Here is a 14,581-nt window from a genome sequence, read left to right as displayed (position 1 = left end):
GAGGCCCTTGACCCCTAACCACGCAAGGACTCCGCCATGACCACGATCCTCATCATCATCCTGATCCTGCTGCTGATTGGTGGCTTACCCGTCTTCCCACACTCGCGCAGCTGGGGCTATGGCCCTTCCGGCATTATCGGCGTGGTGTTGGTGATTCTGCTGGTGTTGTTGCTGCTAGGCATGATCTAGCCGGCCAAGCATGAAAAAACCGCGATACGGGCATCACCCGTATCGCGGTTTTTTTTTAGGCCTCAGCGGTCAGTGCGAAACCGCACCGGAAGCGCCCAAGCCGGTTTGCGAACGCACAAACTGCGGGAAGAACAGCGCACGTTCGTTCTCAGCCGCCTTGGACTTGTCGGTGACCGAGAAGAACCAGATACCGACGAAGGCAATCAGCATCGAGAACAGCGCCGGGTACTCGTACGGGTAGATCGCCTTCTCGTGGCCGAGGATCTGTACCCAGATGGTTGGGCCAAGGATCATCAAGCCCACTGCACTCACCAGGCCCAGCCAGCCGCCGATCATGGCGCCGCGGGTGGTCAGTTTCTTCCAGTACATCGAAAGCAGCAGTACCGGGAAGTTGCAGCTGGCAGCAATCGAGAACGCCAGGCCCACCATGAAGGCGATGTTCTGCTTCTCGAACAGGATGCCCAGGCCGATCGCCAGCACGCCGAGGGCGATGGTGGTGATCTTCGACACGCGGATCTCGTCCTTGTCGTTGGCCTTGCCCTTGCGCCATACGCTGGCGTACAGGTCGTGGGATACCGCCGAGGCACCGGCCAGGGTCAGGCCCGCAACCACCGCCAGGATGGTGGCGAAGGCCACCGCCGAGATGAAGCCCAGGAACACGCTGCCACCCACGGCATTGGCCAGGTGCACCGCGGCCATGTTGTTACCGCCCAACAAGGCGCCTGCGGCGTCCTTGAAGTCCGGGTTGGTGCTGACCAGCAGGATCGCGCCAAAGCCGATGATGAAGGTGAGGATGTAGAAGTAGCCGATGAAGCCGGTGGCGTACAGCACGCTCTTGCGCGCTTCCTTGGCGTCACTGACGGTGAAGAAGCGCATCAGGATGTGCGGCAGGCCAGCGGTACCGAACATCAGCGCCAGGCCTAGGGAGAACGCCGAGATCGGGTCCTTGACCAGGCCGCCAGGGCTCATGATCGCCTCGCCTTTGGCGTGCACCTTGATGGCTTCGGAGAACAAGGTGTTGAAGTCGAAGTTGACGTGTTTCATCACCATCAGTGCCATGAAGCTGGCACCGGACAGCAGCAGCACGGCTTTGATGATCTGTACCCAGGTGGTGGCCAACATGCCGCCGAACAGTACGTACAGGCACATCAGGATACCGACCAAGATCACCGCCACGTGGTAGTCGAGGCCAAACAGCAGCTCGATCAACTTACCGGCGCCGACCATCTGCGCGATCAGGTAGAACGCCACCACCACCAGCGAACCGGAGGCCGACAGGGTACGGATTTCTTTCTGCCCGAGGCGGTACGAGGCCACGTCGGCGAAGGTGTATTTGCCCAGGTTGCGCAGGCGTTCGGCGATCAGGAAGAGGATGATCGGCCAGCCGACCAAAAAGCCGATGGAGTAGATCAGGCCGTCGTACCCCGAGGTGAATACCAGGGCGGAAATCCCCAGGAACGAGGCCGCCGACATGTAGTCACCGGCAATTGCCAGGCCGTTCTGGAAGCCCGTGATCTTGCCGCCGGCGGCGTAGTAGTCCGCCGCCGATTTGTTGCGTTTGGAGGCCCAGTAGGTGATCCCAAGGGTGAAGGCGACGAAGGCCACGAACATGGCGATCGCCGACACGTTCAGCGGCTGTTTCTGCACCTCGCCGGTCAGGGCATCGGCGGCCCACACGGCGGGTGCGAAAACGCCGCAGGCCAGAACGGCCAGGGCTTTGGCGTGGCGAATCATTGTTGCGCCTCCTTCAGGATGGCCTTGTTCAGCTCATCGAACTCACCGTTGGCACGGCGCACGTAGATGGCGGTCAGGACAAATGCCGAAACGATCAGGCCGACGCCCAGGGGGATGCCCCAGGTAATCGACGACTCAGGGCTGAGCTTGGCGCCCAGTACATGAGGACCGTAGGCGATCAGGAGGATGAAGGCGCAGTAGAGACCGAGCATGATCGCCGAGAGAATCCAGGCGAACCGTTCGCGTTTTGTAACCAGCTCCTTGAAGCGCGGGCTGTTTTGTATCGAGAGGTAAATGCTGTCGTTCATTGTTTTTGTCCTAGCAGCACAGATAGGGGATGAAACCCACACCCTCACTTTATGCTGCCGTTGGACGCCAACCAGACGACCTTAGTCTTAGATGCAACAGTGTTTTACCGATTAAGTAACAAAACACCTGTAGGAGCAGCCTTGTGCTGCGAAGAGGCCGGTGCAGATTGCCCCGTTTTTCTGGGGCTGTACCGGCCTCTTCGCAGCACAAGGCTGCTCCTACAGGTGAGCGTGTTGCCGGTTACTTACCGGTCCACTCTTTGACCCGATCCGGGTGTTTGGCCACCCAGTCCTTGGCCGCCGCTTCAGGCTTAGCGCCTTCCTGGATCGCCAGCATCACTTCGCCGATCTCGTCCTTGGACTGCCAGCTGAACTTCTTGAGGAACTCCGCCACTTCCGGCGCCTTGGTCGCCAGTTCCTTGCTGCCAATGCTGTTGACAGTTTCGGCAGCGCCATACACGCCTTTCGGGTCTTCGAGGAACTTGAGCTTCCACTTGGCAAACATCCAGTGCGGCACCCAACCGGTCACGGCAATCGACTGCTGCTTGGCATAGGCACGGCCCAGTTCGGCGGTCATCGCAGCGCCGGAACTGGCCTGCAGTTTGTAACCTGTCAGGTCGTAGTCTTTGATGGCCTGGTCAGTCTTGAGCATTACCCCAGAGCCCGCGTCGATGCCGACGATCTTCTGCTTGAAGCTGCTGTCGGTCTTGAGGTCGGCGATGCTCACCGCCTTCACGTATTCAGGGACGATCAGGCCGATTTTCGCATCCTTGAAGTTGGCACCGTAGTCGACCACGTTGTCTTTGTTCTTGGTCCAGTACTCGCCGTGGGTCACGGGTAACCAGGCCGACAACATCGCATCGAGCTTGCCGGTCGCCACGCCCTGCCACATGATGCCCGTGGCCACGGCTTGCAACTTCACGTCGTAGCCGAGCTTCTGCTTGATCACTTCGGCGGCCACGTTGGTGGTCGCCACGCTGTCGGCCCAACCATCCACGTAACCAATGCTTACTTCTTTGGCCATTGCCTGTGCAGCGCTCATGGCCATTACCAGGGCGGTGCCCACACCCAGGAAACGTCGCATCTTGTTCAAAGTTGCCATCAAAGCATCCCCTCGTCAGGTCTCGGAGATTGCATCATCTTCCTGCAACAACTTGTGACCTGCTCCCTGTACGACCTGTAACCAACCATAGGCGACAGCACTGTGCCATTAGCGCCATGGGCTCACGCCAATCTGCGCGATCCTTGCATGCCAAAGGATTGGCGCCGGGCTACTATCTACCCTTTTGCGCCTGACGATGGACCGCCCGATGCCCAGCCCCACCCGCCTGCACCTGCCGTTGTACCTGCTAGCCTGCCTGCTTGCCCTGATCGGGCTGGCAACGCTCTGGTACGGGCTCGGCAAGCCGGTGCACCTGCCCGATGCGGCCAGCCCCACGCACAAACTGCAGTGCGCTTCTTACACCCCCTTCGACAAGGACCAGTCGCCGTTCGACCAGCCGTTTCGCCTGCGCCCGGCGCGCATGGACGCCGACCTGGCCTTGCTGGCCGAGCGTTTTCAGTGCATCCGCACCTATTCGATGACCGGCCTTGAGGCGATTCCGCAGCTGGCACGCAAACATGGCCTGAAGGTGATGCTAGGTGCCTGGGTCAACGCCAACCCGGTGGACACCGAAAAAGAAGTGGACCTGCTGATCGCCGCCGCCAACGCCAACCCCGATGTCGTCAGCGCGGTGATCGTCGGCAACGAGGCGCTGCTGCGCAAGGAAGTCACCGGCACGCGCCTTGCCGAGCTGATCGCCAAGGTCAAGCGCCAGGTCAAGGTGCCGGTGACCTATGCCGACGTCTGGGAATTCTGGCTCCAGCACCCTCAGGTGGCCCCGGAGGTGGATTTTTTGACCATCCACTTGCTGCCTTACTGGGAGGATGACCCGCGCGGCATCGACGATGCCTTGGCCCATGTCGCCGATGTGCGCCGTGTATTCGGTACGCGCTTTGCGCCCAAGGACATTCTGATCGGCGAGACCGGCTGGCCCAGCGAAGGCCGCCAACGGGAAACCGCCGTGCCCAGCCGGGCCAACGAGGCGCGTTTTATCCGTGGCTTTGTGGCGATGGCCGAAAGCAATGGCTGGCGGTACAACCTGATCGAGGCATTCGACCAGCCATGGAAGCGCGCCAGCGAAGGCGCCGTGGGCGGCTACTGGGGGCTTTACGATGCCGACCGGCAGGACAAAGGCGTGCTCGAAGGGCCCGTCAGCAACCTGCACTACTGGCCGCAGTGGCTGCTGGCCAGCGCGGTGTTGATGCTGGTCATGCTGGCGGTGGCCGGGCGCCCCGCTACCCCCATGGCAGCCCTGCTGTTGCCGTTGCTGGCCGCGTTTGGCGCGGGTTGCCTGGGGCTGTGGGGCGAGCTGATGCGCAGCCACGCACGCTTTGCTGGGGAGTGGCTGTGGGCCGGGCTGCTGGCGGCGCTCAACCTGCTGGTGCTGGCCCACGCCGCCCTGGCCTTGGCCCGCCGCGAAGGCTGGCGTGAGCGTGTTTTTGCCTGGCTTGAGGCCCGAGCGGGCTGGCTGTTGCTTGCTGCGGGCTTTGCGGCGGCGGTGAGCATGCTGGCGCTGGTGTTCGACCCGCGTTACCGCAGTTTCCCTACGGCTGCACTGGCGTTGCCGGCAGTGGTTTACCTGGTGCGGCCGGTGCTGGCGCGGCGGGCCGAAGTGGCATTGCTGGCGTTTATTGTGGGGGCGGGGGTGGCGCCGCAGTTGTTCCTGGAAGGGCTGGAGAATCAGCAGGCCTGGGGGTGGGCGGTGGTGAGCGTGTTGATGGCCGCGGCGTTGTGGCGGAGCTTGAGGCTGCGTGCGGGTTGATATTGCCGGGTCCGCTGCGCGGCCCATCGCCGGCAAGCCAGCTCCTACAGGTCTGCGCTGTACCTGTAGGAGCTGGCTTGCCGGCGATGGGCCGCACAGCGGACCCTATCAGCCGCGACGCGGTTGCCGCACCAGCCGCAACCCCGCCAGCACCACGGCAAACACTGCAATGCTGGCGGTATACAGCACCAGCGCCGGTATCGCGAACACCAACGCCAGCCCCGCCAGCCACCACCCAACCCGACCCGCAACCACCTGCGCCACCAGCGCCAGGCCAAGCCCACTCCAGGCAATGACCTGAAAATGAATACCCAGCCCCAGCAGCGAGCGCACCTGGCACTGCCAGAACGCCTCGGGCGCCGCACACAGCCCAACCCACTGCGCGTCTTCCATCAACCCATAACGCACGCCATAGCTGGCGGCCAGCCACGCAGGCAGAAACAACAGCAAGGCTATGACCGGCAGCGAACGAGACATCCAGTTCTCCAATAGCGGAAATCGAAATCGTGCATGATCGCCCAAGGCCGGTTGTAAGGCAAAATCACCTTCCTGCAGCTATGTTGCAGATAACAAGCACACCAAAGACCACCGCACTTGGCAACTTTGCCCATACTGCCGTGGTCCTAGCCTGCACACTGCAACACCTTGTATTTCTTTTTGGGGGTTACATGCATCGATCTTTGCGCCTCGCTGCCCTGCTCGGCGGCCTGCTCATGGCTGTGGCCGCTTCGGCGCGGGATATCGACGCCGCGAGCTATGGCTACCCCTTGACCAACCCGTTCGAGGCGACCATCGCCACCACGCCGCCGGAGCAACGCCCGACCTTGCCCAGCGATGAGGACATCGACCAGGACGATTACAGCCTCAACCTGCGCCCCGAGCGTGAGTTCACCCTGCCCGACAACTTCTGGTCGGTAAAAAAGCTCAAGTACCGCCTGGCCCGTCAGGACCACAAGGCGCCGCTGATCTTCCTGATCGCTGGCACCGGCGCCCCCTACTCCAGCAGCATCAACGAATACCTGAAAAAGCTGTACTACCAAGCCGGCTACCACGTGGTGCAACTGTCCTCGCCCACCAGCTACGACTTCATGAGTGCGGCCTCACGCTTCGCCACCCCAGGTATCAGCCAGGAAGACGCTGAGGACATGTACCGGGTGATGCAGGCCGTGCGCGCCCAGCACCCGCGTTTGCCGATCAGCGAGTTCTACCTCACCGGCTACAGCCTCGGCGCGCTGGACGCGGCGTTCGTCAGCCACCTGGACGAGACCCGGCGCAGCTTCAACTTCAAGCGTGTACTGCTGCTCAACCCGCCGGTCAACCTGTACACCTCGATCAACAACCTCGACAAACTGGTGCAAACTCAGGTCAAGGGCATCGACCGCAGCACCACGTTCTACGAGCTGATGCTCACCAAGCTGACCCGTTACTTCCAGGACAAGGGCTATATCGACCTCAACGAAGCCCTGCTGTACGACTTCCAGCAGTCGCGCCAGCACTTGTCCAACGAGCAGATGGCCATGCTGATCGGCACCTCGTTCCGCTTCTCGGCAGCCGATATCGCCTTTACCTCCGACCTGATCAACCGCCGCGGCCTGATCATTCCACCGAAGTTCCCGATCACCGAGGGCAGCAGCCTCACGCCGTTCTTCAAGCGTGCCCTGCAGTGCGACTTCGACTGCTACATGACCGAGCAGGTGATCCCGATGTGGCGCGCCCGCACCGATGGCAACAGCATCCTGCAGTTGGTTAACCAGGTCAGCCTGTATGCGCTGGAAGACTACCTGCGCGACAGCCCGAAAATTGCCGTGATGCACAACGCCGACGACGTCATCCTCGGCCCTGGCGATATCGGCTTCTTGCGCAAGGTGTTCGGCGACCGCCTGACCCTTTACCCCCATGGCGGCCATTGCGGCAACCTCAACTACCGCGTCAACAGCGACGCCATGCTGGAGTTCTTCCGTGGTTAACAAACTCCTCTTCGCCACTGCCCTGCTCGTCGCTGGCAACGCCCTGGCCGCGGAGGTCGCACCGCGCGCCAGCGTGGTCGAGGCCGACCCGCAGGTTACCGCCGCGCCGCTGCCACCGGAGGCCGATGGTTTCATCGACCCGTTGCGGGCATTGAAATTCAACCCAGGCCTGGACCAGCGCGAGTTCGAACGCTCCACCCTGGAGGCGCTGAACGTCTACGACCCACTGGAATCGATCAACCGGCGCATCTACCACTTCAACTACCGCCTGGACCAATGGGTGCTGCTGCCCGTGGTGAGCGGCTATCAGTATGTAACACCGCGTTTCGTGCGCACCGGGGTGAGCAACTTCTTCAACAACTTGGGCGATGTGCCGAACCTGTTCAACAGCGTGTTGCAACTCAAGGCCAAGCGCTCGGCAGAAATCACCGCGCGGTTGATGTTCAACACCCTGATCGGGGTCGGTGGGCTGTGGGACCCGGCGACCAAGATGGGCCTGCCGCGCCAGAGTGAAGACTTTGGCCAGACGCTGGGCTTTTATGGTGTGCCGGACGGGCCGTACCTGATGCTGCCGGTGCTGGGCCCCTCGAACCTGCGCGATACCACCGGGCTGGTGGTGGACTATGCGGGCGAGCAGGCGGTCAACTTCCTCAATGTGCCGGAAACCAGTACCGATCACCCGGAAATCTTTGCCCTTCAGGTGGTGGACAAGCGCTATACCACCAAATTCCGCTATGGCCAGCTCAACTCGCCGTTCGAGTATGAGAAGGTTCGGTATGTGTATACCCAGGCGCGCAAGCTGCAGATTGCTGAGTAATAGCTACTGGCCTCTTCGCGGGCAAGCCCGCGAAGAGGCCAGCACTGCTTGCATCAAATCCCCAGAAACTGCTCCAGTTCGCGCCGCTTGACCAAAGCATCCCTGCGCCCCAGCTCGATCAGCTCACTGCAATAACTCGCCTCGAACAGCAAATAACTCAGCACCCCTGCCCCACTGGTCCGCGTCGCCCCCGGCCCGCGCAAGAACAGCCGCAACGCCGCCGGCAATTCACGCCGGTGCCGCGCAGCGATTTCGTCCAGCGGCTGGCTGGGCGCCACAACCAATACTTCCACCGGGGCCAGCCCCAGGCGCCGTGCATCCAGGTGGGCAGGCAGCAAGTGACTGAGGTGGTTGAGCCGCTGCAGCAGTTCGATGTCGTCTTCCAGGCTGTCGATGAAGGTGCTATTGAGCATGTGACCGCCAATCTGCGCCAGGCTCGGCTGCTGGCCACTGAACACTCGCTGGGTGGGCCGCGGCGGCGATGGCCGCTGAGGGTTGCCGCTAACCCCGACCACCAGCACCCGGCTGGCCCCCAGGTGCAACGCCGGGCTGATCGGTGCCGACTGGCGCACCGCGCCGTCACCGTAGTATTCATCGCCCAGCCTGACCGGCGCGAACAACAGCGGGATTGCCGCACTGGCCAACAAGTGGTCGATGGTCAACGGCGTGGGTACGCCGATGCGGCGGTGGCGCAACCACGCCTCGATGGCGCCGCGGCCCTGGTAGAAGGTCACCGCCTGCCCCGACTCGTAGCCGAATGCCGTTACTGCGACAGCGCGCAGCTGTTCGGTGGCCAGGGCGTGGCCGATGCCGTCCAGGTCCAGGTGCGCTTGCAGCAGGCCGCGCAAGGGGCTGCTGTCGAGCAGCGCCACCGGCGCGTGGCCACCCAGGCCCAGCAGGCTGTGGCTGACGAAGCGGCTGGCCTGGCGGATTACCCCGGCCAGTCGCTGCGCAGCACCAGGTGGCTGCGAAAGTTTTGCCAGAAGGCGGTGAGGTTGCGCACGGTTTCGGTGAAGCGGGTAGCGCCGCTGGCGAGGGTGACCGCATTGATGGCGCCAGCCGACGTGCCGACGATGACCGGGAAGGGGTTGGGCGCGCCCGGGGGCAGCAGTTCAGCGATGCCGGCCAATACGCCGACCTGATAAGCGGCACGGGCGCCGCCGCCAGAGAGGATCAGACCGGTTACCGGAGGTGGAGCCATGGCATCCTTCCTGTAGGAGCAGCCTTGTGCTGCGAAGAGGCCGGTGCAGCCCTAAAGCTAATGGGCAGCATTCCCCGGCCTCTTCGCAGCACAAGGCTGCTCCTACAAGGAGAGGCCGGGCCTGGCATCAGCGTTTCTTCTTGTCATACAGCCTAGGCGCCCCCTCGGGCCGCGACTTGAAGCGCCGGTGCGCCCACAGGTACTGCTCGGGGCACTCACGCAGCACACCCTCGATCCACTGGTTGATGCGCAGGCAGTCCGCTTCTTCACTCTCCCCGGGGAAGTCCGCCAGCGGCGGATGGATCACCAAACGATAGCCGCTGCCATCTTCCAGGCGTTTCTGGGTAAAGGGGATGACCTGCGCCTTGCCCAGGCGGGCGAACTTGGTAGTGGCGGTCACGGTCGCCGCCGGGATACCGAACAGCGGCACGAACAGGCTCTGCTTGGCGCCATAATCCTGGTCGGGCGCATACCAGATCGCCCGGCCCGAACGCAGCAGCTTGAGCATGCCGCGTACGTCTTCACGCTCCACCGCCAACGAGTCGAGGTTGTGCCGCTCACGGCCGCTGCGCTGGATGAAGTCGAACAGCGGGTTGCCGTGCTCGCGGTACATGCCATCGATGGTGTGCTGCTGGCCCAGCAGCGCGGCGCCGATTTCCAGGGTGGTGAAGTGCACGGCCATCAGAATCGCGCCCTGCCCTGCCTGCTGGGCAGCCTGCAGGTGCTCGAGGCCTTCGATATGTGCCAAGCGCGCCAGCCTGGCCTTGGGCCACCACCAGCTCATGGCCATTTCAAAGAAGGCGATGCCGGTGGAGGCGAAGTTGGCCTTCAACAAACGCTGCCGTTCGTCGTCGGACATTTCAGGGAAACACAGTTCAAGGTTGCGCGCGGCGATGCGTCGACGCTCGCCGGCAACCCGGTACATCACTGCGCCCAGGGCAGTGCCGACCCACAGCAGGGCCCGGTAAGGCAGCTGGACGATCAGCCACAGCAGGCCCAGGCCCAGCCACAGGCCCCAAAATCTGGGGTGAAGGAAATAGGGGCGAAAACGCGGGCGTTCCATTGAAGCTTCCGGAAAGACAAAGGCCGCGCATTCTACAACGGATCAGCGCATGTTGCGGGCAACGGGTGTTCTCGTTATAAGTCAGGGCACTTTTTTCGCAACAAGCCGTCTATGCAGACCATGAGCCTAAACCAGACCCCCGACACCGCCTCCGTGTTCCAGCTCAAGGGCAGCATGCTCGCCATCACTGTGCTGGAACTGGCGCGTAATGACCTTGAAGCCCTCGACCGCCAATTGGCGGCCAAAGTCGCGCAGGCACCCAACTTTTTCAGCAACACGCCGCTGGTGCTGGCGCTGGACAAGCTGCCGGCCAGCGAAGGCGCCATCGACCTGCCCGGCTTGATGCGTATCTGCCGCCACCATGGCCTGCGTACCCTGGCGATCCGCGCCAACCGCATCGAGGACATCGCCGCGGCGATCGCCATCGACCTGCCGGTGCTGCCGCCGTCCGGCGCGCGCGAACGGCCGCTGGAGCCCGAGCCTGAGGTGAAAAAGCCTGAGCCGGCGCCGGCGCCGGCAGCCGAACCGGAAATCCGCCCGACCCGCATCATTACCTCGCCGGTGCGTGGCGGCCAGCAGATCTACGCCCAAGGCGGCGACCTGGTGGTGACCGCGTCGGTCAGCCCGGGTGCGGAACTTCTGGCCGATGGCAACATCCATGTGTACGGCGCCATGCGCGGCCGCGCCCTGGCGGGCATCAAAGGCAACACCAAAGCACGCATTTTCTGCCAGCAGATGACGGCGGAAATGGTCTCGATCGCGGGCCAGTACAAGGTCTGCGAAGACCTGCGCCGCGACCCGCTGTGGGGCTTCGGCGTGCAAGTCAGCCTGTCTGGTGACGTGTTGAACATCACCCGTCTTTAACGGATACTTGCCGTCATTTTTAGAGCAACTTTTTTACCTGTTGCCGTTTTTTGCATATTGCTGGGACACCTGTCCCGACTTATTTAGGGGTGAAACACCTTGGCCAAGATTCTCGTCGTTACTTCCGGCAAGGGGGGTGTGGGCAAGACCACCACCAGCGCCGCCATCGGCACCGGCCTCGCACTGCGCGGCCACAAGACAGTCATCGTCGACTTCGACGTGGGCCTGCGTAACCTCGACCTGATCATGGGCTGCGAGCGCCGCGTGGTGTACGACTTCGTCAACGTGGTCAACGGCGAAGCCAACCTGCAGCAAGCCCTGATCAAGGACAAGCGCCTCGAGAATCTGTACGTCCTGGCCGCCAGCCAGACCCGAGACAAGGACGCGCTGACCCAGGAAGGCGTCGAGAAAGTGCTGATGGAACTCAAGAATGACTTCGAGTACGTCATCTGCGACTCCCCGGCCGGTATCGAAAAAGGCGCGCACCTGGCGATGTACTTCGCCGACGAAGCCATCGTCGTGACCAACCCTGAGGTTTCCTCGGTACGTGACTCGGACCGCATGCTGGGCATCCTGTCGAGCAAGTCGCGCCGCTCCGAGAACGGCGAAGAGCCGATCAAGGAACACCTGCTGATCACCCGTTACCACCCTGAGCGCGTCGAGAAAGGCGAGATGCTGAGCATCGACGACGTTACCGACATCCTCGCGATCAAGCTCAAGGGCGTGATTCCCGAGTCCCAGGCAGTGCTCAAGGCTTCCAACCAGGGCATCCCGGTCATCCTCGACGATCAGAGCGATGCCGGCCAGGCCTATAGCGATACCGTCGACCGTCTGCTGGGCAAAGAAAAGCCCCTGCGGTTCATCGAAGTGCCGAAGCAAGGATTCTTCGCGCGCCTGTTTGGAGGCAAGTAAACCATGAACCTTTTTGACTTCTTTCGTGGCAGACAGAAACAGACCAGCGCGTCGGTGGCGAAAGAGCGTCTACAGATCATCGTGGCGCATGAGCGCGGCCAGCGCAGCGAACCGGACTACCTGCCGGCACTGCAGAAAGAACTGCTCGAAGTGATCCGCAAGTATGTGAACATCGGCAACGATGATGTGCACATCGAGCTGGAAAACCAAGGCAGCTGCTCGATTCTGGAGCTGAACATCACCTTGCCAGATCGCTGATTCAGCGTTCTGGCGTGATCATTGGGGCTGCGTTGCAGCCCATCGCCGGCAAGCCAGCTCCTACAGGGTCCGCGCTGTACCTGTAGGAGCTGGCTTGCCGGCGATGGGCCGCAACGCGGCCCCAATGGTTTTCCCCGATTTAACCGAGACCACGCAATGCCGCTGTCAAACGTCCAGATCCTCCACGAAGACGCCGCCATCCTGGTGGTCAACAAGCCAACCCTGCTGCTGTCGGTGCCCGGCCGTGCCGATGACAACAAGGACTGCTTGATCACCCGCCTGCAGGAAAACGGCTACCCCGATGCGCTGATCGTGCACCGTCTGGACTGGGAAACCTCCGGCATCATCCTGCTGGCCCGCGATGCCGACAGCCACCGCGAGCTGTCGCGCCAGTTCCACGACCGCGAGACCGAAAAGGCCTATACCGCCCTGTGCTGGGGCCAGCCGGCGCTGGACAGCGGCAGCATCGACCTGCCCCTGCGCTACGACCCGCCAACCAAGCCACGGCATGTGGTGGACCATGAGCAAGGCAAGCATGCCCTGACCTTCTGGCGCGTCCTGGAGCGGTGCGGCGACCACTGCCGGGTCGAGTTGACGCCGATTACCGGGCGCTCGCACCAACTGCGCGTGCACATGCTGTCGATCGGCCACCCGCTGCTGGGTGACCGCTTGTATGCCAACCCTGAAGCCTTGGCGGCCTATGACCGGTTGTGCCTGCATGCGGCAATGCTGAGCTTCACTCACCCGGTCAGCGGGGAGCGGTTGAAGTTCGAGTGCCCGGCACCGTTCTGATGACGCTAGGGCTTAGCGGGCCCTTTCGCGGGGCAAGCCCGCTCCTACAGGGTTTGTGGGGTACCTGGGGGAGCGGGCTTGCTCCGCGAAGAGGCCGACACAATTTGTGATCTATCTGCGTTAAACTCGCGCCACTGCTGTCTGGAGTGAGTTATGCGCGAAGCACTGAACACTGGCCTGATCGATTTCCTCAAGGCCTCCCCCACGCCCTTCCATGCCACCGCCAGCCTGGCCCAGCGCCTCGAGGCCGCCGGCTACCAGCGCCTGGACGAGCGCGACAGCTGGTCAACGGTGCCGGGTGGTCGGTATTACGTCACCCGCAACGACTCCTCGATCATCGCTATCAAACTGGGCAAGCAAGCACCCCTGCTTGGCGGTATCCGCATGGTCGGTGCCCACACCGACAGCCCGTGCCTGCGCGTCAAGCCGCAACCCGAGCTGCAACGCCAAGGCTTCCTGCAGCTGGGCGTCGAGGTTTACGGCGGTGCGCTGCTGGCGCCCTGGTTCGACCGCGACCTGTCCCTGGCCGGCCGGGTCACCTTCCGCCGTGACGGCAAGGTCGAAAGCCAGCTGATCGACTTCAAGCTGCCCATCGCGGTGATCCCCAACCTGGCGATCCACCTCAACCGCACCGCCAACGAAGGCTGGCAGATCAACCCGCAGAACGAACTGCCGCCCATCCTGGCCCAGGTCGCCGGCGACGAGCGCATCGACTTCCGCGCACTGCTCACCGAACAGCTGGCGCGTGAGCACGAGCTCAATGCCGACGTGGTGCTGGACTACGAGCTGAGCTTCTACGACACCCAAGATGCTGCGCTGATCGGCATCAACCGCGACTTCATCGCCGGTGCCCGCCTGGACAACCTGCTGTCGTGCTATGCCGGCCTGCAAGCGCTGCTGGCTGCCGACAGCGACGAAACCTGCGTGCTGGTGTGCAACGACCACGAAGAAGTCGGCTCGTGCTCGGCCTGTGGCGCCGACGGCCCCATGCTCGAGCAGACCTTGCAACGCCTGCTGCCCGAGGGTGACAGCTATGTGCGGACCATTCAGCGCTCGCTGATGGTGTCGGCTGACAACGCCCATGGCGTGCACCCCAACTATGCCGACAAGCACGACGGCAACCACGGGCCCAAGCTCAACGCCGGGCCGGTGATCAAGGTCAACAACAACCAGCGCTACGCCACCAACAGCGAAACCGCCGGGTTCTTCCGCCACCTGTGCATGGCCGAAGAAGTACCGGTGCAGAGCTTCGTGGTGCGCAGCGACATGGGTTGTGGCTCGACCATCGGCCCAATCACCGCCAGCAACCTGGGTGTGCGCACGGTCGATATCGGCTTGCCGACCTTTGCCATGCACTCGATCCGCGAGTTGTGCGGCAGCCATGACCTGGCGCACCTGGTGAAAGTGCTGACGGCGTTCTACCGCAGCCGCGACCTGCCATAACGCCATCGTGTAGGAGCAGCCTTGTGCTGCGAAGAGGCCGGTACAGCCCCATAAAACGGGGCATTATGTACCGGCCTCTTCGCAGCACAAGGCTGCTCCTACACAAGGCAAAAAAGGCAGCGCGTCCGGCCACCTTGCTCAAGGTCAACCCGCTTCGCCTGCTACCCGC

General features: G+C 62.7%; 14 protein-coding genes and 1 pseudogene. 9 read left to right on the top strand and 6 right to left on the bottom strand.

Going from position 1 to position 14,581, the window contains the following annotated elements:
- Positions 1-36 precede the first annotated feature (36 nt).
- On the top strand, positions 37-189 hold the full coding sequence (locus LOY53_RS06445; protein WP_003252624.1) for a DUF3309 family protein: 153 nt from the start codon (positions 37-39) through the stop codon (positions 187-189).
- A 69-nt stretch (positions 190-258) separates the two neighbouring features.
- Here LOY53_RS06445 and LOY53_RS06440 read toward each other — a convergent pair whose 3' ends face one another.
- The 3 genes from LOY53_RS06440 to LOY53_RS06430 all read right to left on the bottom strand — a co-directional run bounded on the left by LOY53_RS06440 (position 259) and on the right by LOY53_RS06430 (position 3,333).
- Complete coding sequence (locus LOY53_RS06440; RefSeq protein WP_027595926.1) at positions 259-1,923, bottom strand: cation acetate symporter; 1,665 nt, start codon at positions 1,921-1,923, stop codon at positions 259-261.
- Positions 1,920-2,231, bottom strand: a complete 312-nt coding sequence (locus tag LOY53_RS06435; protein ID WP_027595925.1) for a DUF485 domain-containing protein — start codon at positions 2,229-2,231, stop codon at positions 1,920-1,922. The genes LOY53_RS06440 and LOY53_RS06435 overlap by 4 nt, the downstream gene beginning before the upstream one ends.
- Before the next feature lie 241 nt (positions 2,232-2,472).
- Complete coding sequence (locus LOY53_RS06430; protein WP_099428543.1) at positions 2,473-3,333, bottom strand: glycine betaine ABC transporter substrate-binding protein; 861 nt, start codon at positions 3,331-3,333, stop codon at positions 2,473-2,475.
- A 196-nt stretch (positions 3,334-3,529) separates the two neighbouring features.
- On the opposite strand from LOY53_RS06430, the gene LOY53_RS06425 reads away from it, so the two are divergent.
- Complete coding sequence (locus tag LOY53_RS06425; RefSeq protein ID WP_258703727.1) at positions 3,530-5,095, top strand: beta (1-6) glucans synthase; 1,566 nt, start codon at positions 3,530-3,532, stop codon at positions 5,093-5,095.
- A 108-nt stretch (positions 5,096-5,203) separates the two neighbouring features.
- Here LOY53_RS06425 and LOY53_RS06420 read toward each other — a convergent pair whose 3' ends face one another.
- Entirely contained in the window at positions 5,204-5,572 is a 369-nt protein-coding gene (locus LOY53_RS06420) for a hypothetical protein (protein ID WP_027595922.1), read from the bottom strand.
- Between the two features lie 191 nt (positions 5,573-5,763).
- Here LOY53_RS06420 and LOY53_RS06415 point away from each other — a divergent pair, with 191 nt between their 5' ends.
- Together LOY53_RS06415 and LOY53_RS06410 are read left to right on the top strand one after the other, a co-directional pair.
- Positions 5,764-7,062: a serine/threonine protein kinase gene (locus tag LOY53_RS06415; protein ID WP_099453207.1), complete on the top strand. Its 1,299-nt coding sequence runs from the start codon at positions 5,764-5,766 to the stop codon at positions 7,060-7,062.
- Between the two features lie 73 nt (positions 7,063-7,135).
- A complete protein-coding gene (locus LOY53_RS06410) occupies positions 7,136-7,879 on the top strand; it encodes a VacJ family lipoprotein (protein ID WP_374707410.1) in 744 nt (247 codons plus the stop codon).
- A 53-nt stretch (positions 7,880-7,932) separates the two neighbouring features.
- Here the strand turns inward: LOY53_RS06410 and LOY53_RS06405 are convergent.
- Positions 7,933-9,080, bottom strand: a pseudogene (locus tag LOY53_RS06405) (patatin-like phospholipase family protein).
- 127 nt (positions 9,081-9,207) lie between these two features.
- Positions 9,208-10,143 carry a lipid A biosynthesis lauroyl acyltransferase gene (locus LOY53_RS06400; RefSeq protein WP_027595918.1) on the bottom strand — a complete coding sequence of 312 codons (936 nt, stop codon included), beginning with the start codon at positions 10,141-10,143 and terminating at the stop codon, positions 9,208-9,210.
- A gap of 111 nt (positions 10,144-10,254) precedes the next feature.
- On the opposite strand from LOY53_RS06400, the gene minC reads away from it, so the two are divergent.
- The 5 genes from minC (at position 10,255) to LOY53_RS06375 (ending at position 14,412) form a co-directional block, all read left to right on the top strand.
- Positions 10,255-11,007: a septum site-determining protein MinC gene (gene minC / locus LOY53_RS06395; protein WP_027595917.1), complete on the top strand. Its 753-nt coding sequence runs from the start codon at positions 10,255-10,257 to the stop codon at positions 11,005-11,007.
- Positions 11,008-11,106: 99 nt separating this feature from the next.
- Complete coding sequence (gene minD, locus LOY53_RS06390; protein WP_027595916.1) at positions 11,107-11,919, top strand: septum site-determining protein MinD; 813 nt, start codon at positions 11,107-11,109, stop codon at positions 11,917-11,919.
- A gap of 3 nt (positions 11,920-11,922) precedes the next feature.
- On the top strand, positions 11,923-12,177 hold the full coding sequence (gene minE / locus LOY53_RS06385; protein WP_003252572.1) for a cell division topological specificity factor MinE: 255 nt from the start codon (positions 11,923-11,925) through the stop codon (positions 12,175-12,177).
- 156 nt (positions 12,178-12,333) lie between these two features.
- Entirely contained in the window at positions 12,334-12,969 is a 636-nt protein-coding gene (locus LOY53_RS06380; protein ID WP_027595915.1) for an RluA family pseudouridine synthase, read from the top strand.
- A gap of 153 nt (positions 12,970-13,122) precedes the next feature.
- Positions 13,123-14,412: a M18 family aminopeptidase gene (locus tag LOY53_RS06375; RefSeq protein ID WP_027595914.1), complete on the top strand. Its 1,290-nt coding sequence runs from the start codon at positions 13,123-13,125 to the stop codon at positions 14,410-14,412.
- Positions 14,413-14,581: the final 169 nt, after the last annotated feature.

It is taken from the genome of Pseudomonas sp. B21-031, from assembly GCF_024748985.1.
Classification (GTDB): domain Bacteria; phylum Pseudomonadota; class Gammaproteobacteria; order Pseudomonadales; family Pseudomonadaceae; genus Aquipseudomonas; species Aquipseudomonas kermanshahensis.
Note: the sequence above shows the minus strand (reverse complement) of the source record. Positions and strands in the feature narration are given on the sequence as shown.

Coding starts and splice junctions, on each gene's coding strand:
- LOY53_RS06375 (WP_027595914.1), top strand. CDS start 13,123: ATGCGCGAAGCACTGAACACTGGCCTGATCGATTTCCTCAAGGCCTCC.
- LOY53_RS06445 (WP_003252624.1), top strand. CDS start 37: ATGACCACGATCCTCATCATCATCCTGATCCTGCTGCTGATTGGTGGC.
- LOY53_RS06415 (WP_099453207.1), top strand. CDS start 5,764: ATGCATCGATCTTTGCGCCTCGCTGCCCTGCTCGGCGGCCTGCTCATG.
- LOY53_RS06380 (WP_027595915.1), top strand. CDS start 12,334: ATGCCGCTGTCAAACGTCCAGATCCTCCACGAAGACGCCGCCATCCTG.
- minC (WP_027595917.1), top strand. CDS start 10,255: ATGCAGACCATGAGCCTAAACCAGACCCCCGACACCGCCTCCGTGTTC.
- LOY53_RS06420 (WP_027595922.1), bottom strand. CDS start 5,572: ATGTCTCGTTCGCTGCCGGTCATAGCCTTGCTGTTGTTTCTGCCTGCG.
- LOY53_RS06435 (WP_027595925.1), bottom strand. CDS start 2,231: ATGAACGACAGCATTTACCTCTCGATACAAAACAGCCCGCGCTTCAAG.
- LOY53_RS06430 (WP_099428543.1), bottom strand. CDS start 3,333: ATGGCAACTTTGAACAAGATGCGACGTTTCCTGGGTGTGGGCACCGCC.
- LOY53_RS06440 (WP_027595926.1), bottom strand. CDS start 1,923: ATGATTCGCCACGCCAAAGCCCTGGCCGTTCTGGCCTGCGGCGTTTTC.
- LOY53_RS06400 (WP_027595918.1), bottom strand. CDS start 10,143: ATGGAACGCCCGCGTTTTCGCCCCTATTTCCTTCACCCCAGATTTTGG.
- LOY53_RS06425 (WP_258703727.1), top strand. CDS start 3,530: ATGGACCGCCCGATGCCCAGCCCCACCCGCCTGCACCTGCCGTTGTAC.
- minE (WP_003252572.1), top strand. CDS start 11,923: ATGAACCTTTTTGACTTCTTTCGTGGCAGACAGAAACAGACCAGCGCG.